The sequence below is a fragment of the Pseudoalteromonas sp. Hal040 genome (genome assembly GCF_037162425.1).
Taxonomy (GTDB): domain Bacteria; phylum Pseudomonadota; class Gammaproteobacteria; order Enterobacterales; family Alteromonadaceae; genus Pseudoalteromonas; species Pseudoalteromonas gelatinilytica.
Window position 1 is genome coordinate 2,340,112 of record NZ_JARLUU010000001.1, and the last position, 18,752, is coordinate 2,358,863.

Annotated in this window: 20 protein-coding genes and 1 pseudogene; 7 read left to right on the forward strand and 14 right to left on the reverse strand. The window is 41.8% G+C overall.

From position 1 onward, the window contains the following. Positions 1-20 precede the first annotated feature (20 nt). From P4S60_RS10820 to P4S60_RS10865, 10 genes and pseudogenes are all read right to left on the reverse strand, one after another. Positions 21-473 carry a hypothetical protein gene (locus tag P4S60_RS10820; RefSeq protein ID WP_337115966.1) on the reverse strand — a complete coding sequence of 151 codons (453 nt, stop codon included), beginning with the start codon at positions 471-473 and terminating at the stop codon, positions 21-23. Between the two features lie 9 nt (positions 474-482). Then, entirely contained in the window at positions 483-971 is a 489-nt protein-coding gene (locus P4S60_RS10825; protein ID WP_105175139.1) for a DUF2919 domain-containing protein, read from the reverse strand. Next, positions 968-1,312 carry a DUF3392 family protein gene (locus P4S60_RS10830; protein WP_337115967.1) on the reverse strand — a complete coding sequence of 115 codons (345 nt, stop codon included), beginning with the start codon at positions 1,310-1,312 and terminating at the stop codon, positions 968-970. Before P4S60_RS10830 ends, P4S60_RS10825 begins: the two co-directional genes overlap by 4 nt. Further along, positions 1,305-3,325, reverse strand: a pseudogene (gene ligA / locus P4S60_RS10835) (NAD-dependent DNA ligase LigA). The gene P4S60_RS10830 and the pseudogene ligA overlap by 8 nt, the downstream one beginning before the upstream one ends. A gap of 82 nt (positions 3,326-3,407) precedes the next feature. Beyond that, on the reverse strand, positions 3,408-4,145 hold the full coding sequence (gene zipA / locus P4S60_RS10840) for a cell division protein ZipA (RefSeq protein ID WP_337115968.1): 738 nt from the start codon (positions 4,143-4,145) through the stop codon (positions 3,408-3,410). A gap of 33 nt (positions 4,146-4,178) precedes the next feature. Further along, positions 4,179-7,580 (reverse strand): chromosome segregation SMC family protein, encoded by a 3,402-nt coding sequence (locus P4S60_RS10845; RefSeq protein WP_337115969.1) that lies wholly within the window; start codon positions 7,578-7,580, stop codon positions 4,179-4,181. A gap of 60 nt (positions 7,581-7,640) precedes the next feature. Further along, the gene (locus P4S60_RS10850; protein WP_337115970.1) at positions 7,641-8,372 is read right to left on the reverse strand and encodes a TrmH family RNA methyltransferase; all 732 of its coding nucleotides are present in this window, start codon (positions 8,370-8,372) and stop codon (positions 7,641-7,643) included. A gap of 128 nt (positions 8,373-8,500) precedes the next feature. Next, positions 8,501-8,947 (reverse strand): flavodoxin, encoded by a 447-nt coding sequence (locus P4S60_RS10855; protein ID WP_105175164.1) that lies wholly within the window; start codon positions 8,945-8,947, stop codon positions 8,501-8,503. Beyond that, the gene (gene truC, locus P4S60_RS10860) at positions 8,934-9,707 is read right to left on the reverse strand and encodes a tRNA pseudouridine(65) synthase TruC (RefSeq protein WP_337115971.1); all 774 of its coding nucleotides are present in this window, start codon (positions 9,705-9,707) and stop codon (positions 8,934-8,936) included. The genes P4S60_RS10855 and truC overlap by 14 nt, the downstream gene beginning before the upstream one ends. A gap of 1 nt (position 9,708) precedes the next feature. Then, positions 9,709-10,023, reverse strand: coding sequence for a YqcC family protein (locus P4S60_RS10865; protein WP_337115972.1), 315 nt, complete (start codon positions 10,021-10,023; stop codon positions 9,709-9,711). A gap of 106 nt (positions 10,024-10,129) precedes the next feature. On the opposite strand from P4S60_RS10865, the gene P4S60_RS10870 reads away from it, so the two are divergent. Beyond that, positions 10,130-11,158, forward strand: coding sequence for a DUF3549 family protein (locus P4S60_RS10870; RefSeq protein ID WP_337115973.1), 1,029 nt, complete (start codon positions 10,130-10,132; stop codon positions 11,156-11,158). Continuing rightward, positions 11,159-11,458: a DUF3301 domain-containing protein gene (locus tag P4S60_RS10875; protein WP_063706982.1), complete on the forward strand. Its 300-nt coding sequence runs from the start codon at positions 11,159-11,161 to the stop codon at positions 11,456-11,458. A 655-nt stretch (positions 11,459-12,113) separates the two neighbouring features. On the opposite strand, the gene P4S60_RS10880 is transcribed toward P4S60_RS10875, so the two are convergent. After that, a complete protein-coding gene (locus P4S60_RS10880) occupies positions 12,114-12,761 on the reverse strand; it encodes a GNAT family N-acetyltransferase (protein WP_063706980.1) in 648 nt (215 codons plus the stop codon). A gap of 147 nt (positions 12,762-12,908) precedes the next feature. Between P4S60_RS10880 and P4S60_RS10885 the strand changes: the two genes are divergently transcribed. From P4S60_RS10885 to P4S60_RS10895, 3 genes are all read left to right on the forward strand, one after another. After that, entirely contained in the window at positions 12,909-13,139 is a 231-nt protein-coding gene (locus P4S60_RS10885) for a DUF2789 domain-containing protein (protein ID WP_036969581.1), read from the forward strand. A 157-nt stretch (positions 13,140-13,296) separates the two neighbouring features. Then, the gene (locus P4S60_RS10890) at positions 13,297-13,563 is read left to right on the forward strand and encodes a hypothetical protein (RefSeq protein WP_337115974.1); all 267 of its coding nucleotides are present in this window, start codon (positions 13,297-13,299) and stop codon (positions 13,561-13,563) included. Continuing rightward, positions 13,563-14,336, forward strand: a complete 774-nt coding sequence (locus P4S60_RS10895; RefSeq protein WP_253039315.1) for a Zn-ribbon-containing protein — start codon at positions 13,563-13,565, stop codon at positions 14,334-14,336. The genes P4S60_RS10890 and P4S60_RS10895 overlap by 1 nt, the downstream gene beginning before the upstream one ends. Before the next feature lie 55 nt (positions 14,337-14,391). Here P4S60_RS10895 and syd read toward each other — a convergent pair whose 3' ends face one another. Next, a complete protein-coding gene (gene syd, locus P4S60_RS10900) occupies positions 14,392-14,937 on the reverse strand; it encodes a SecY-interacting protein (RefSeq protein ID WP_337115975.1) in 546 nt (181 codons plus the stop codon). Positions 14,938-14,996: 59 nt separating this feature from the next. Here syd and queF point away from each other — a divergent pair, with 59 nt between their 5' ends. Beyond that, positions 14,997-15,842, forward strand: coding sequence for an NADPH-dependent 7-cyano-7-deazaguanine reductase QueF (queF, locus tag P4S60_RS10905; RefSeq protein ID WP_337115976.1), 846 nt, complete (start codon positions 14,997-14,999; stop codon positions 15,840-15,842). 68 nt (positions 15,843-15,910) lie between these two features. Here the strand turns inward: queF and P4S60_RS10910 are convergent, their stop codons facing one another. Both P4S60_RS10910 and P4S60_RS10915 read right to left on the reverse strand, forming a co-directional pair. Beyond that, on the reverse strand, positions 15,911-16,945 hold the full coding sequence (locus tag P4S60_RS10910) for an isoaspartyl peptidase/L-asparaginase family protein (protein WP_337115977.1): 1,035 nt from the start codon (positions 16,943-16,945) through the stop codon (positions 15,911-15,913). 125 nt (positions 16,946-17,070) lie between these two features. After that, positions 17,071-17,775 carry a SapC family protein gene (locus tag P4S60_RS10915; protein ID WP_337115978.1) on the reverse strand — a complete coding sequence of 235 codons (705 nt, stop codon included), beginning with the start codon at positions 17,773-17,775 and terminating at the stop codon, positions 17,071-17,073. Between the two features lie 245 nt (positions 17,776-18,020). Between P4S60_RS10915 and P4S60_RS10920 the strand changes: the two genes are divergently transcribed. After that, positions 18,021-18,731, forward strand: coding sequence for a DUF6445 family protein (locus tag P4S60_RS10920; protein WP_337115979.1), 711 nt, complete (start codon positions 18,021-18,023; stop codon positions 18,729-18,731). The last annotated feature ends 21 nt before the right edge of the window (positions 18,732-18,752 follow it).

Below are 18,752 nucleotides of genomic sequence, written 5' to 3' on the forward strand. Positions count from 1 at the left end.
AAGCAACGTGCGTCTAGTGATTAACTTGTTTGCAGCCTGATATCTATTTGTGCACGTTCACGCTCAGAAAGTAGCTGTGCTAAATGACTATTTATTTGGCTGCTGTTAACACTTAGTACGGCAGTTATCTGCTGATCGTTGACATCAGTTACATGTATAATGCCTTCGCCGATTTCAATCTGCTTAATTTGGCCAATTAATACAAACTCAGCTTTGCGTTTAAAATCGAATAAACCAGCCAGACTAATCAGTGCAAGCTGATTCACATCACGCTTTAGTAAATCGGCAATAGGATTACGCGCTACAAATAACGGCGTGACTCGATAAAGGCTTGATAGCGTTATAAAGCCCCACAACATCACAAACAACGAGAATGCAGCACTGTGCCAAAGTGGCGTAAATACCCATAAGGCAATTAATACCAGCGCGATAGTGAGTGAAATTTTTGCTAAAAGCTTATTAATTGCCAACATTGTGTTGCCCTATTTCTTTTCAATTGGATCAGGCCAATCATTAAAAAAGACCGACAAATATCTGCTTTTTAATAGATATAACAGTACCCATAATACTAGTACCATTTGGCAGGCTAAGAACAACGAAAATTGATAGTGACTGTGTGCAGCCTGATAGGTTAACCAACTTAAATCCGTGATGGCACACATTATTAATGGCCAGCGCATAAATCGCCAAATAGACGACAGACGTTTTGCACTTTCGGCGTTTTCTTGAGGTCGGCGTAAACAAAAGATCACCGCCGGTAATAAGGCAATAGCCGCAATGGCAATGGCTGTAAAGAAATCGCTTTTCGATTTAAAAAACAGCGACATGATATCTAAATCAGGGCGACGGCTCAGCGCCGCCATCAGCCAAATAAAGTAACTGCGTAACAGCACTAATAACGTTAAATGAAACGCCACAGGGGTTCGATAAGCACCGTGTTTATCCCAGTATTCAGGCCCGTAACGGTTCATATTTGGTTCTTCTTATCGGCAATGATGCCAAGTACCAAAAACGCGACGGTAAGTGTAAGTGCCAGCCATTTAACACCGAGTAGCATTAGCAGCTTACTTAAAAATGGGGTTACAAATACCACAAGTAGGCCCATGCCAAACCCAGTGATCAGCACAAAGCAAAGCACACGAACAACAAAGTGACGACGCGCAACAAAGCGCTTGGTCACTTTAATAATGTCGTTTGCGTACAAGGATATAAAACACACCACCAGCAGTAATGAAATATTGTAAAGGTGTGGTTGCAGCCAGTTGCCGATTGTTAAAGCAACTGACGACAATGCCTGCAATAGACTATCCATTGTGCTCACTTAAAAGCGCAATAAGGTCAGCCTCAGTTAACACGTCAATACCTAAGTCTTGTGCTTTAGTTAATTTTGAGCCCGCTTTTTCACCTGCAATAAGCGCATCCGTTTTCGCTGATACACTACCCGATACTTTTGCACCTAGCGCTTGTAAACGCGCTTTTGCATCATTGCGGTTAAGCTCGCTCAATGTGCCGGTCAGTACGTAAGTTAAGCCCGCTAATGGCTGCGCATCAGCACTCGGCGCTGTTAATTCTGGCCAATGAATACCTTGCTCAACCAGTGCATTTACAACTGCCATATTGTGCTCTTCGCTAAAGAAGCCACGTACATGCTTGGCAACGATTTCACCTACATCACTTACTTCAGTTAACGCATCAACGCTTGCTTGCGTGATTTTCTCTAGCGTTAAAAAATGGTTTGCTAAGTTTTGCGCGGTTGCTTCACCGACTTCACGAATACCTAACGAATATAGGAATTTAGCTAAGGTTGTTTGTTTAGCTTCTTGTAGTGCATTAACTAAGTTCTTAGCTGACTTTGGACCCATTCGCTCTAGTGATTCAAAATGCCCTTGTTTAAGGATAAATAAATCAGCAGGCGTTTTGATCAGTTCACGGTCAACGAGTTGGTCAACAATTTTGTCGCCTAAGCCATCAACATCAAGTGCTTTACGTGACGCAAAATGTTTAATTGCTTGCTTACAGCGCGCTTGGCACACTAAGCCACCCGTACAACGGGCAACCGCTTCACCTTCAACGCGCTCCACATGTGAGTCACAAATTGGGCAAGTAGCTGGAAATTCAATGTCTTTTGCATCGTCAGGGCGACGTTCAAGGACCACTTGGGTTATTTGTGGAATAACATCACCCGCACGACGTATAATCACGGTATCGCCAATTTTAACGCCTAAACGGGCAATTTCATCGCCGTTATGAAGTGTTGCATTAGATACCGTTACGCCACCTACAAATACCGGCTCTAATCGTGCTACAGGGGTGATTGCGCCAGTGCGCCCTACCTGAAACTCAACATCAAGTAATTGCGTGATTTCTTCTTGCGCCGGGAATTTAAAAGCAATTGCCCAGCGTGGTGCTCGTGCCACAAAGCCTAAACGCTCTTGTCGTTTTTTGTCGTTTACTTTAATAACCACACCGTCAATTTCGTAGGCAAGGCTACTTCGACGCGTCAAGATATCTTGGTAGTAATCAAGTGCAGCTTGCTGACCTTCAACCAGTTTTGTTTCTGGGCAAAGTGGTAAACCCCAATCGGTGAGTTTAGCTAGCTGTTGGTAATGATCTTCTGGTAACTGCCCATCGGCAACAAGCCCAGTGCTGTAGGCATAAAACATCAATGGACGCTTTGCTGTTACTTTAGAGTCAAGCTGACGTAAGCTACCAGCCGCAGCATTACGTGGGTTAACAAACACTTTGTCGCCACGTTTTTCGGCTTCACTGTTTAGTTTGGCAAAACCGGCGCTATCCATAAATACTTCACCGCGCACTTCAAGCTCTGCTGGGAAGTCATCGCCACGTAACTTAAGCGGCACATTACGAATTGTTTTCACGTTTTGAGTGATGTTTTCACCCACCATACCATCACCACGGGTGGCTGCTTGAACTAAAACACCATCACGATAAATAATCGATACCGCTAAACCATCAAGCTTTGGCTCACAACAAAAGTCAGCTCATTGTTGTCCATTAGACGCTCTTTGATACGGCGGTTAAAGGCGGCAAACTCTTCTTCTGAAAACGCATTATCAAGTGACAGCATTGGCACTTGGTGAGTAACTTGCTCAAACTTATCAAGTGCGGCGCCACCGACTTTCTGGCTTGGTGAGTCAGGGCTTTGAAACTCAGGGTTAGCTTGTTCAAGGGCGCTTAATTCGCGCATTAAACGGTCATATTCAGCATCAGGAATGCTAGGTGCATCCAGCACATAATAATTATGGTTATGCTCTTCTAACTGGGCACGAAGTTGGCTAATTTGCTCAAAGATAGGGCTGGACATGAAAACCTCAAAAATCTACATAAAAAAGCCACTTCGACGACTTAACGCCAAGTGGCCTAATACTTATACTCTGTGTGTGCGACTAAGCTGAAAAGCTGCGTACTTTCTCAACATACTCACGAACGCTTTCAACCGTCATTTCTTCACGGTTACTATCTAAAATAGTTGCACCAAATTCATCGGCTAGCTTTTTAGCTGCACTGTGCAACATATTGAATGCACTTAGACCATCGCCATCACATGGTAAGGTCATAAATAAACTAACACCTGCTGTGCTGAACTGTTCCATATTATCAATATCGAACGTGCCTGGGTTATACATATTCACTAAACGGAATAACACCGGACCTGTGCCTGCTGGGTCTAAGTGACGGTTAAAGAAACCTTCTTCAGAATACTTAAAGCCTAACATATTAACGGCTGGCAATAATTGGCTGCCATCCATTGTTAAACCCTCTGGCATTTGTAAATGCACAATAATAAAATCGGTTGGAACTTGTGCATCTGCAGCTGGTTCTTCTTCAACTTCTTGTTGCTGAGTTTCTGCGTCTAACTCTTCAGCAACGTTTTCTGACACAGCTGGTTCGTCGTGACTTTCTGCTGAGAAGCTTAAATCACCAAACTCTGGCTCATCACGCTCTTGCGATTTTGCAGTCGCAGGCTCTTGAACCTCGCTGGTCGTTTCATTTGGTTCAACCCGCTCAACTGAAGGCGTATCTGGGCTGTCCTTTTTACGCACCGACCATAAGCCGTGAATTAATAAACCACCAATGACAAATACACTGATTACGATTAAAGCCCATCTTAATTCTTCGGCCATCCCCTCACCTTTATTATTTGATATGCCTAAATTTTATGCATGTGCCATTTGCACAGCTTGTTCTATATCTACAGCGACCATACGTGATACACCTGGTTCCGCCATAGTTACACCGGTCAATCTGCCTGCCATTTCCATAGCAATCTTGTTATGACTGATATAAATAAATTGTACTGATTGTGACATCTCTTCTACCAAACGGCAAAAACGACCCACGTTCGCATCATCCAATGGCGCATCCACTTCATCTAGCATACAGAATGGAGCTGGATTGAGCCTGAATATTGAAAACACCAATGATAATGCGGTCAGCGCTTTTTCTCCACCACTAAGCAGGTGAATTGTCGAATTTTTCTTGCCCGGTGGTCTTGCCATGATGCTCACGCCACTTTCAAGTAGGTCATCACTGGTCAATTCAAGGTAAGCACTACCGCCACCAAACACTTTTGGGAATAACTCCCCAAAATCAGTATTTACTTGTTCAAAGGTCGCCTTAAAACGGTTTTTTGTTTCTCGGTCGATTTTTTGAATCGCCCCTTCAAGGGTATTTAATGCTTGTGTTAAGTCATCAAGCTGCTGATTTAAATAATCGGCGCGCTGTTTAGCCTGCTCAAACTCATCTATTGCCGCTAAATTCACCGCGCCAAGTTCATTTAAAGCTTGCGTGGTTTTTGTCAGCCAAGTTTGCATGCTATTTAAATTGGCATTGTCAGGCAGTTCTTCAAGTACTGTTTTTAAATTTTGTTCCAGTTCTTCAAGTGGCTCTAACGCAGCTTGCGCCTTAACGATTAAACTTTGCTCATCCAGCGCTAATGCTTGCAACTGCTCTTGTAACGTCACCAACTCAGATTGCGATGATTTCAACGCTGTTTGCTTATCAGCAAGCTCCTTTTTAGCTTGACTCAAAGCCGCTTGCAAGTTTTTCAGCTCAACGTCACTTTGTTGATGCTTTTCAAGCAATAGCATAATCTGCTCTGCGACTTCTTCAAGTGGGATCACTAGCTCTTCTAGTTGCTCGTTGAGCTCTAATACAGCTTCACTAGCAGTACTTTGGGCAGCATTAGCATGCTGTAGTTTAGTTTCGCTAAGTTGACACTCACTGCGAGCTTTTTGTTCAGCCAAATTTGCTTGATGTGCTTGCGTTTTATATTGCTCTAGTTGAGAAGCCACTTGGCGGTAGCTATTATTTGCCTCAGCTTGTTGGTGCTTTGCTTGCTCTAACTCAGTTTCAAGTTCTAATTGCTGCTCTAACAATTGCTCAAGTAAACACTGCTGCGTTTGTTGCTGTTCATCGGCACTTTGTTTTTGTTCTGCCAGTAACGTTTGACGCTGTTGTAACTTAACAAGCTGGTTTTGCCACTGCGTTTGCTGCTCTAGCAACATATCACGGCGAGTACTGGCCGATGCAATCTGCTGAGCCGCTTGGTGAATTCGTTCTCTGTATTGCTCTTTGTCGGCGATGAGCGTTTTCTTGTGAGCTAGATGCTCATTAAGCAATTGTTGCTTGGCTTCTAATTGCTCGTTGAGCTCTTCACCTAACTGCTGTGCATCGCTAAGCTGAGCATGTTTTAAAAGCAAAGAATTGTCAGCGTCTTTATTAGCATCAGTATGAAAGTTACGACCATGCAAACAACCTTCTTCATCAATCACGGCCAGCCAATATGGATCCGCTAAAATAGCGTCATTAAAACAAGGTTGAAAAGCAAACCGTGCTAATAAATCAGGGTAAGCCCCCGATTCGATGTAATTTGCTAATGACTCTTTTGGAAGCTCAGCACTATTCGATGCAGGCCAAACACTGTTAGGCTCTTTATGCTGACTGACCTTCAGATGCTCAAGGCCGAGTAGGGCCTGCTCAACTAAAGGCTCAAAGCCAGCAGCCACTTTTAACTGAGCTAATAAAGAGACACTCTCGCTGTCGGTTTGCTCTGATAACACAGAATTAAGCGCCGCCATGCTGGCTTTGTTTTCATTACTGTGTTGTTGAACCCGCTTTAAATCCTGCTCTAAGTGCTGTTGCTCTTTATCGGCTTGTTCTAGACTCTGAGTGAGCTTATTTAGCGCACTTTGTTGCTGCGCAAGCTCTTTTGTCAATGTTTGAATATGCAGGTGTTGCTCAGCAATTTGCGCTGCAACTGGGGTCGCTTCGAGCTCACTAATTTCAGCGGAAAGTTGTGTCTGCTGGGTTTCAAGTTGTGCAAGAGTCTGTGCAAAGTGAGCCTGTTGACTCTTTGCAAGATTAATATCACTACTATGAGTTTGGCTTTTCTGTAAGGTGCTTTGATATTGCTCATTGGCACTTTGCGTTTGTTGCTGCTGCAGAGCGACTTGCTCTTCAACCTCTGCAACTTGCTCAGCGCACAGCAAACTTTGCTCAATCGCGTCTTGTAGCAGCTCTTGTAAAATAGCGGCTGAAGCATGTTGCTCTTCTTGCAGCTCTTTATTTTGTAACTGCAATTGTTGCTGTTTGATAAGGTTTTGGCTAAGTGTTTGCTGTTGCTGCTTTAAACTGATCTGTTGCTGTTCTTTGCGGGTTAACTCTGTATGAGTTTGATGCTGAGCCTGCTGAGCATCTTGCAGTTTCTGCTGCTCAAGTTGCACCTGATTTTCAAGACTTGCTAAAACATCATCGTGGCCAGAATGTGCTTCTCTAAAGAACTGAATTTGCTCTTTAAGTTTATTGATTTGCTCAGCTTTATCGATTTGTTGTTGGTGTAACTTCTGCCACTTTAAAACCGCAATTTGCCCTTTTAAAGTGCGTTCAGTGGCTTTTAGTTCTCGGTATTTTTTTGCATCGACTGATTGCACGGCAAGCTTATCGAGCTGTGTTTGCAACTCTTGCCTTACATCAAGCAACCGTTCAAGATTTTCTCGGGTACTTTTAATACGAGTTTGCGTTTCACGACGACGCTCTTTGTATTTTGAAACTCCCGCGGCTTCTTCTAAAAAAACACGCAAGTCAGCCGGTTTGCTCTCTATTAAACGTGAGATCATGCCCTGCTCAATAATCGCATAGCTGCGCGGGCCAAGACCTGTGCCTAAAAAGATATCAGTAATATCACGCTTACGGCATTTACTGCCATTTAGAAAATAAATTGACTGACCATCTCGGGTCACTAAGCGTTTGATCGCCACTTGGTTTCGATCAGCAAAGGTATTCGGTAAATGGCCACTGGTGTTATCAAACACCAACTCAACAGAGGCTTGTGAAATAGGTTTTCGATTAGTTGAGCCGTTAAAAATAACATCGGTCATGGCATCGCCACGTAAGTTTTTAGCTGAGCTTTCACCTAGCACCCAACGCACTGCATCAATGACATTTGATTTGCCACAGCCGTTCGGGCCGACAACACATGTCATCTGATCAGGAAATGGGATCTTAGTGGGTTCAACAAACGATTTGAAACCCGCTAGTTTTATGGTGCTTAAGCGCATCTAATTGTTTTACCGATTTTTATTGTTATTCTTCAATTTAACCCATTTTAGGGTAAAAGGTTAAGCGTGGCGCTTAAAATTATCTAAAATAATACCCGTTGCCATTGCTACATTAAGCGATTCTGCTTGGCCATAAGCCGGAATAGTGATTTTATCAGTAACTAAGCTTTCGCAATCAGCACGAATACCATGGGATTCACTGCCCATGAGTAATACGGCATCTTGCTTAAGAGCAGTTTTGTGAATGTTGTCACCTTCTAAAAATGCGCCATACACAGGAAGGTTTAAACTAGGTAAGTAACTGGTTAAGTCGGTTTGTGTGACACTCACACGAGCAAATGAGCCCATAGTTGCGCTAATAGTTTTCGGGTTATAAGCATCGGCACTGTCTGTGGTGGTAACAATATGCTTAATACCATACCAGTCAGCAACACGAATAATCGTGCCCAAATTACCCGGATCCGACACACCGTCAAGGGCTAAAATAAGTCCTGATGTTGGTAATGCTTGCTGGCTTGGCATATCAACAACAGCAATGGCTGCGTTGTTACTAACAAGCGTACTGGCTTTAGTTAGGCTGTCTTCGTCTGCTTCAATGACTTGATGGGCTGCAAGCGCTGTTTGATGCGCTGAAATAAATGCAGGAGTCGCAAAAATATGAGCAATACTTAAACCACTGTTGAGTAATTCAAGTACATTTTTTTCGCCTTGAACAAGGTACTGATTGTATTGCTTACGGTATTTCTTTTGACCTAATGCACGAATTAGTTTCAGTTGGTTTTTTGAAATCATAACAGCCTCATAAAATGATGGTTAAGTATATCACCAAGGTCACAGATTCTGTACTCGAAAAACCAAGGGAAAGTGCCAATTGCTTATTCAATCAGCACTTTTAAGAGACACTAGCTAATTAATAGGCATTAACTAATTTTCGTCAGCCATTCATTTAACCATGGCTCAGTAACAGGCCAAGGCTCAAAATCTTCACAGGCATCAATTTCTAAACGATGACCAACAGGTTTTGCCTGTAAATCACGAAACAGCTCATCAAAACTGCGACCTGCACCACAAAACGTATCGCCATAACTACGATCGCCCATAGCAATAATGCCGTATTGCTTGCCTGTTAACAGTGGGAATTGATCGTTTAATTGGCTATATAAAGCGATTAAGTTATCAGGAATATCACCCTGACCCGTCGTTGATGTGATCACTAAGATATGTGACGCAGCCAGCATGTCATCAACCGTGCCATTTTCAACTAATTGCGCTTGATGCTCTGACTTTTCAATAACTTCAATAACTTGTTCGCTTAATCGCTCAGCACCGCCATAGACACTGCCTACAAAAATACTAATGGTTGCCATAATAATCCTTTTCTTCTGTTGGCCAGCCAAGTTGCTGGCAAATCGTTAACATTGCATCGCCTAATGGCGCTCTAATTGTTATTGGTTGCTTGCTATAAGGGTGCACAAACTTTAATTCAGAGGCAAATAACATTAAACGACGAAGCTGGAAATGCTCTCTAAAAAATTGATTATGCTGATTATCACCATGATTAACATCACCAATAATTGGCAATGATAAATGTTTTAAATGACGACGAATTTGATGTTTGCGGCCAGTTTTAGGAAAACACTCCACCAGCGAGTAACGAACTGTCGGGTACTTACCAATTGGAATCGGTAAGCTTGCTTGGTGTAGGCAATGAAATTGCGTTTGTGCTTCTTGCGGTGCTTTATCTTGATCAGCAAACTTATCGGCAATTTTATCAAGTTCTTCTTTTAAAGGTTTATCTAAGATGATTGATTCGTTTAAAAAGCCTCTTACTAAAGCTAAGTAACGTTTTTCAATTTGCCCATCAATAAACAACTGGTTCATGTCACGGGCTGCTTCTGAGCTTAAGGCAAACAGTAATACGCCTGAGGTTGGTCTATCTAAACGATGTACAGGAAACACGTGTTGACCAATTTGGTCACGCAGCATTTGCATCGCAAATTGGGTTTCGTGTTTGTCTAAAAACGAACGATGAACCAATAAACCGGATGGTTTATCAATCGCAATGTAATTTTCATCGCGGTACAGAATCGTTAACTCGTCAAATTGTGGTTTAACAATCTCTTGCATCTTAGTTATCACTCAAAAGTTGATCGAGTTTTTGTAAAACACTAATTACTTCATTAGCACCGCGGTGCTGTGCCAGCATCATTTCAGCCATAGGCGCAATTGCAAAATTACGGGGTAAAGGCTGATCATGTGCAATGAGGGCGTGCATTTTTTCAAGAAAAACAAATTGCAGCCACTGCTCAAAAGCCATGGTGTCATGACAAAACGGCACACTTGAGTTAAGTGCATTTGGGTCAATGGGTGTTGTTTGCCAAAGTGAATGGCGTTGTAATGTGGATTCTAATTCGCGCAGCAGCGCCAAAGTCTGTTGATGCATTGTAAAACTCTTAATACCTTTGTGCTTAGTATACCCTGTTCCAAGGCGCCATGGTATGGCGTATAATTCGCGGCTGATATAGATTAATTACGGTAATTGAGATTTTATGACTGAGCAGATCGCCACTTTAGGGCAACTTCTGGATGCAGCAGGTACCACTTGGCGTGCCTTCGATATTGGCAGACACATCACGAAATTAGACAAAAAACAATTTCTTGCCATTGAAGAAACAAAAATCCCTTACCCTTACCCGCTTGCTGGTCATGCTTGGCTTGCTATTCAATTTTGGGATGTAAAAGCGTCTAAAGAACCTTATGTATGGTTTTTAAAATTCCCATTAGATGAGCAAAGCCGCCTAGTAAGCGCAAGCCGCGACCATTTCGCAAATATGGTAATTGAAGCACTTGGTACAGAAATTACCGGTGAAAATGCCGAGGGCAAACTTGATAACAACCCCTATGTATTTACGCCAAACGCCAACAAGCTAGCGGCATTTAATGCGCAGGTTAAATGTTTACTTAAACAAAGTGCTTCACAGTACTACGAATATGCTCAGCTGTATTTCTCAGGCAAACTGGGGTTTGATAATTGGCAAAGTGTTGCAGTACAGGGTATTGCTGATTTCGCGATGCGCTTAGATAACGACAACAATTTAGCAAACCTACAAGCCGCTTGGGGGCAATTACCAGTCGAAGTATTACAGCCGCTGAGTGCGATGCTTGAACATGTTGCAATCGAACCGGTGTTTGCAGAGCAATTGTTACCCTATGGTTTAAAGGCGATAGAGCAAAAAGACGACATTGCTCTTGTTGCAGCTCTTAGAAGTTTATCAAAAACAACGGCACAAGGTTTAACTGCACAACTGGTAGATGCTGTATTACACTCTGAGATGAACACCCAGTCAGATGTACTATTAACAATTGCAGGGCGTTGTTTTAGCACGCTTGAAGACCCAGAACGCTTACATGTGTTTATGGATTGCTGTGCACACCACACTGAAATTGAACAACTGTTTGTGAGTATTTTCACCGATTTAGTTGCAATTCCTAGTATTCGCCCTCACCTACTAGGTTTATTAAGAAAAGAAAATCGTAGCGAAACACTCGCTCGAGCAATTGGAAGGTTATTCTCGTAAATGGCAGGCTTGTGGACACTTATCATCATTGGCAGCATCATCTACTTTTTTTGGTTAAACAGAAAAGTAGCCGAAGCAGCTAACCTTCATGCACAAAGACAAATTGAGCAATTAAATGTGCAACTGATGAGTGTCGCTTGCAATAAACGCAGGGTTGGTATTTTAAAAAGTGGTAAGCCAGGTATTAAAAGCGAGTTTATTTTTGAGTTTTCAAGTGATGGGCAAAGCGTGTATCAAGGCGTTTTGATCATGGAAAATGAATTACTTAAAAGCGTAGTAATACCGCCGCATAAGATTTAAGTTGCGAGTTTTACAAAAATAATTGCCTGTTTGAGAAGTGCAACCTCCAGAAAGAACTAAGGCGTAGCTATTAGCCACGCCCCAATCTTGCTACTTCCATGATTAAGTATCCTTACTTATGCCGAAGCTGCCTTTTTATCTTTCCCCTGAACGGGTATACATCCGATACACCCACCATGCTACCTCTTGTAGCATTTAACACATCCTAGTGCCGTCCTCTTGCCGTCAATGGCTATCCACTTCGTTTTCCAAACGCTCCTTTAGCTTCCTGCTAAAATCATCCTTTGGTCAGTCCTTTTCAATCGCTCCGCGATTGTACTGCATCCTAGCAGTGTCCTCGTTCTTCCTTGCTTCCCTAGCTCTTGTCCCTTTGCTTCCTGCTAAGCATCTTGCTTTGTTGCCATAATCCTAATCCTTGGCATCAGTTCATTCATTGAACCTGCGTCTTCTTGACATGATTAAGTTTAGAGAAACGGAGAAATCTTGGTAGGCATAAAAAGTAATTTTTTCTAAGTCACAAAAATGACAAAAACAATAAATCCTTTAAAATCATAAAAATAAGCAATTTTAGGTACAAATTTAACGGCATTAAACTGATAAAACTCACAGCAATGTGAGATTTATCTCACATTGCTATTTCCAAAACGTCCTTTCGTCACTGTGCCGCTTTGAACATCAAGTCACCTTCGACTTGGTTAAAGCTCAAAGCCTTGAACACCTCAAACCCTTCAGAGCTAAAGAATTCGCGTTGTTCAGAGCGAGTAACAAAGACTGCTAATCCACTTGCTTGATTGCTTGACTCAACTAAATCATCAAGGCCTCTCAGCAGATATCGGCCCAAACCTTGCCCTTGAAAATGTGGGTCAACGGCAATAAAGGCTAAAAATAGATAATGACCTTTGGTCGACAGCGCTTCACGAATAGTGCGCTCCTTTTCTATAAGCTGATTGGTTTGCAAGTAACCCGCACTGAGCATCAGCTTTAATCGCCAATGCCAGTATCGCTCAGCTTGTAGCTCACTTGCCGAATCAAATACACACGCAATAGCTTTTAATCTACTTTGTGAGTAAAGGCCTATTAACGGCTGTTTTTCTTGCCAAAAACTTGCCAGCTCTTCACGCACTAAGGCACGTAATTTAGTTTCGTATTTACTTGGATTATCTTGTTGAAAACCTAACACGTTCTGAAGAACAGGATCATCATGATAGGCTTGATAGATAAGGCTTGCAGCAGTGCTGATGTCTTCAGCACTTAGGTATTGCACACTTAAGGTTTCGGGTTCAGCAACTGTCAAAATACTCATCCTTTTATTTGTTTTATTATTTTAGTACTAGACTATAAGGTATATACCCTACTGCGATTAAAGACAAATTCAGCGTAAGTTAAACTGCTGTTCATCATCATTAAGTTCAAGCAGTAATAATTATCGCCATACACAAGGAGCAGAACTATGGATACGACAAAACATGACATTTCGACCCTATTTGCACAACTTGGTTTGCCAAGCAAAGAAAGTGAAATAGATGCTTTTATAGCATCGCATCAACTGTCTGATACGACCCTCTTGCAGGAAGCACCTTTTTGGGATGAAGCTCAGCAACACTTTTTAGCAGAATCACTTGCTGAAGATGGAGCTTGGAGCGAAGTGATTGATGAATTAGATGCAAGGTTACGTCAGTAATGTTTCGCTTTCTTATTTACACACTCTCAAAGCAAACTTTTAGTGTGTAAATAAGGAAAGTAATTTCACTCCACATCTATTATTGCTACCATACGCGCGCACTGCAGCCCATATACTGCGGTGCTTTTTAGTCTTTTATTAAAGAGTTTATACGAAAATGAATGCCGTTGTATTTGATGCAATTAAAACCCTTCTTGATGAAGGTAAAACCCCAACAGTTGCCCTAACTAAAAGTAAGCTAACTCAACCTATGCCGATGCCTGTGATCATCGCGACGGTTAGCCAATATAAAAACAATCCGGATTCAATTAAAAATTTCATTAATAACCCGTCAAATGAACAAGTAAGTACAGCCAATGAAAGTCAATTGGATCGTATTGAAGCTAAATTAGATAGGTTATTAGCACTGCTTGAGAAAAAATAATGTTTGTTGTCGATCTGACTTTTGATTGCTACCAAGATACCACCCTAGAGCTTGCTGAGCAGGCGATAAACCGCCTTGTTAATGCACTTCGTTTTAACGGTCAAATCATTGGTGATGAATTCCCAACAGTTTTAAAAGATGGATTTTTCATTACCCGTGTGATGTGCCCAACCGAAGATGCGATGCATCCGCTCAACCATAGCCCGTTTGTAAAGCACAGTATTGAGCAATTACACACCGCGGGCTTACTGGCACCAAAAGTAAAAGTGATCGGCCAAGACATTCACTCAAATGGCGCAGACATGTGCCATGATCCATCGTGCTATATTTTATATACCACGTATGTGCATACCTGCAGCCCACTTTATTGTGGTGATGACTTTTTGCCTGTACCATTATTTCGCATTCCGGCAATTGCCAATGGCGATTACAAAACACTGATAAAATGGCAAGAAGACTGGCAAGCGTGCGATCAAATTCAGATCAATGGTGCAACCCGTTGCGAATTTCCTGCGCTTGAAGAGCTAACTAGTATCAATAGTGACTTATATCGCCGTGGTCGCGATATCACTAAGCGTATTAGTTTTCTAACCAAGAAGCCTGTTTATTATTATTTATATCGTGTTGGCGGCGTTGATAAAGAGTCAGAGCTTAAACGTCGTTGCCCAAGTTGCGATGGCGAATGGAAATTACCTGAGCCATGGTTTGGCTTATTTGATTTTCGTTGCGAGCCTTGTGGCATTGTTTCGAATATCTCGTGGGACTTTCAATAGCTTAATAAAGGCAATAACCAGATACATGAAAGGGGCAACCGCCCCTTTTTACTTTTTAAGCTTCTACCGTTACTTTGTCTAAAAACTCACTGATGCTAGTTGCTAGCACATGATGTGGTTTTTTACCCACGTACTCTAAACAAACCTCACCGCTTTCGACTAATACAGTGATCAGCAGATCATCTTGCTCTGTTAGACCAATAAACACGGTTTCTGGCTGCTTTAACTTTCGCTTCATTAACACGTGACCGGTAATATTTTGCTGTAAGCGGCTAAAATCATCTTCATTCCATGCTTGTAGCAGTTCAATGTGATGATCATCAATACTCAATAACAAATTACCCGCATAAACATGACCAAACAATGGGCTTAAATCTTCAGGAAACGATAATTCGAGTGCCTTGGCTAAGTCTTCTAAACTGCCAGCAGGTTGTTGTGGAACTGCACACCACTGAATAAGCCCTTGCTCATCGACTTCGCCCTGCTCACATGGACTTGGCCATGCTGTATCATGTTCAATAACAGGGAGCTTTCCTGTGCGTTCGACGCATTTTTCACTAAATGCTTGATGTAACTTATCTAATTTTGTAGAAACAGACATACTGCGAAACTCATTGGCTTTAGGTATAATGCCGCCATTGTAACTACAAAAGTGTAAAGATGACAGATTACAGCAACTCACCCGAACTGAAAAACAGTGTTCTTGGTAAAAGCACAGAGTATGTAGATACCTACACACCCAGTTTATTGTTTCCTATTGCCCGCAAATTAAACCGTGATGCATTAGGTGTTAGCGAAGATAACTTACCGTTTAAAGGCCAAGATATCTGGACTGGCTATGAATTATCGTGGCTAAATAGCAAGGGTAAACCTATGGTCGCTGTGGCAACATTTGTATTTCCTTGCCAAAGCAGTCACATCATTGAGTCAAAGTCATTCAAACTGTACCTAAATAGCTTTAATCAGACACGCTTTGAGACGCGAGATGACGTTCACCAAGCACTGAGTAAAGACTTATCCGTCGCGGTAAATGCACCCGTGATCGTTACTTTATACCAAGCAGATGATTTCAATTGTTTGCCATTTACAGCGTTACCGGGCGAATGTATTGATGATCTGGATATCGAAATCACCAGCTATGATATTGATGCCAGCTCACTTCGCCATAATGGTGATGAGGTTGTCTCAGAAACCTTACACAGTCATTTGCTAAAATCGAACTGTTTGATCACTTCACAGCCTGATTGGGCGAGTGTGATTATTCGTTATAAAGGCCAAGCAATTTGCCATGAAGCCTTATTAAAATACTTAATTTCGTTTCGAACTCATAACGAATTTCATGAACAATGTGTAGAGCGTATTTACTGCGATTTAATGCAGCAATTAAACCTCGAAGAGCTTGAAGTGTATGCCCGTTATACACGCCGTGGCGGTTTAGATATCAATCCTTATCGCTCAACGAATCAAGATGAAACACCCTTCATGGTAAAAATTAATCGCCAATAACTTTATGGCAATAAAAAACCGAGTTGTGAAACTCGGTTTTTTATTGTCTGAAGATTCGTTACAGGTAATTATTCGTCTTTAAAAATACCCACATACGTTGGTGATGTATTCGATTTACTCGCACGATACATACCTGCGGTGTTAAACGGCAAGCTAATGTTACCTTTAGCATCAATGATGATCACACCGCCTGTGCCCCCTACAGGCATTAATACATCGTGAATGACTTCGTTACCTGCTTCCGCAATGGTTTTACCTTGGTACTTTACGCGAGCACAAATATCAGCGGCCACATTGTAGCGAATAAAATACTCACCATGACCTGTCGCAGATACTGCGCACGATTCGTTTTCAGCAAAGGTACCCGCACCAATCACGGGTGCATCACCCACGCGACCAAAACGTTTTGCTGTCATACCTCCTGTTGAAGTACCTGCAGCAATATTGCCGTTTTTATCAAGTGCAACCGCTCCAACAGTGCCCATTTTATAATTAACTGGTAAGGCTTTGTGTGCAGCTTGGTAGTCTTTACTGGTGACTTTTTGTTTATCGAGCTTTTCTTTTGCTTTTAATAACGCTTTGTAGCGATTTTCCGTATCGAATAGATTGTTTTCAACCAGTGGCATACCTTGAGTTTTTGCAAACTCTTCTGCACCTTGACCACTAAGCATGACATGCACTGATTTTTCCATCACTAAGCGTGCCAGGTTAATTGGGTTTTCAATGTGTTTAACCCCTGCAACAGCACCGGCTTGGCGTGTACGACCATCCATAATTGATGCATCAAGCTCATGTGCACCGTCATAAGTATATACAGCACCGCGACCTGCGTTGAAATACGGCGAGTTCTCAAGCACATTAATTGCCGCAGTGATGGCATCTAGACTCTCACCGCCCTTTTCTAGCACCGCATAGCCTGTTTCAACGGCTTCTTTTAATTTAGCGCGATAGGCTTTTTCTTGTTCTGGCGTGAAGCGGCTCTTTTCAATCGTCCCTGCACCGCCATGAATAGCGATAGCGAAAGGTTGATCACTACTGTGACTTAAAGTACTAAATGATAATGCGCTAAGCGCAATAGCTGAGGTGAGAAATGTTTTTAACATAGGGGCACTTATATTTATTTTAGTTTGTAAGCCCAATGTGAATAATTCAGCGCTGGTTTTCAAGCTTTAACCGATGAAAGAAACAAAAAAAGCGCCTAATGGCGCTTTTTTTCAGCAGTTTAAAATTAAGCTTTAGCTGCTTTTAAACGTGCTAAACGTGCTACTTGATGAGTAGACGTTAAGAAAGAGTAGATTGGTGCAAGGTAGCCACGCTTACGAAGGTCTAAGAACTCTTCATCGCTTAGTGAGTTAAGTTTTTTCTCGTCAACAAGGTAGATACCGTTGATGTCTTTTTTCTCACCTTTGATTTCTACCGTTAGCGTTTGAGCTACTAGTAGTTCTTTGTCTGCAAGGTACTTAGTGAATGCTTCAGTTACCTGAGAGAACTCGATGAAAGAAACAAGTGCTTCTTTACGACGCTTAAGGTATTCAGTTTCTTCACCGTTTTCGAAAAGTGCATTACCTGTCTCTTCACCTACAAGCGGGCTTGCTTCGTCGATTACGATACCAAATTGGTCAGCTTCAGGGTGCTTAACAAGACCAAGTGGGTAACGAGTCATAGACATAGGTGCAAATGCAGCTGTCCATTTGTCATCTTGAATGAAAAGGTTTTCGCCTGGCTCTAGACCAAATAAAGCAACTGCTTGGAATTGACCTGATTCGTTGTTTTTAACAAATGCCATTGGGAATTCATTTGCGATGCGTGCAAATTCGTGTGCAACCACAGGTACTAAGTGCTGAGATTTCATGAACTCGATGTTGATGCCATTTTGAATTTTAGTGTTGGCATGTTTTTCGTTATGTAAAGGCTGTACTTGTTGCTCCGCCATGATACTGCTCCATTAATTTTATAATATGTTTTTGCTGTTAGTGCCCAAAGCCTATAGGTTTTGGCAACAAAAAGGAAGTGAAAATTTTGTGGCAGTTTGTACATTATAAATTAACAAATTTACCCACCCTACTAATTAACCCCTAGCGATGAAAAAACAAGCGATTAGTAGGTAAATATTATCACGCATAAGCCACTATTTTTGTTAGTATATTCAAAATATCATGGACAAAATTAAGGCAAATGATGGAAGGCTATCAATTAAATAAAGACTATAAAGTAAGCCAGGTGTTTATTGGTGAAATTAATGAGACGGTTATTATTATTGATGACTTTTTACACAACCTTGAGCCAGTTTATCAATTTGCCACAGAGACAGCCTATTTCCAGCCTTTTGGCAGTGATGGAACACTCTACCCCGGTAAGCGAGATGAAATGCCAGCGCCCTACTACCGTGCTTTTGAACAGCTACTTAATGAGCTTTTAGAGCAAGGAACCATTACTAGCGGCGAAAATAATTTATACCTTCACCGTTGTAAGCTTTCATTAGTTACTCAAAATGCCGATGAATTAAATACCTTGCAGCGTATGCCACATATTGATTCAACGGATGATAAAACATTTGCAGCAGTGCATTATTTGTCATCTAAAGAATGGGGCGGTACAGGCATATACAAATATCTGCCCGACAACATCATTAAAGTGACAGCTGATAACCAAAATAGCGTGCATAACATGATTGCTGATATAGAAAAACACAGCGCGACTCATCAAGGCTATTTAAATGAAACAACAGCGCTTTTTGAAAAAGTGGTGGATATTGAAGCGAAGATCAATAGGCTCGTAATATATAAGAGCAACCTACTGCATAGCGCAGCTCTTTTTAATAACAAAACTTACAGCAATGATCTAAACAACAGTCGCTTATCTATCTCCTCATTTTTTAGAATTAACTGAGCCGGCTAATGCGTATTAGCC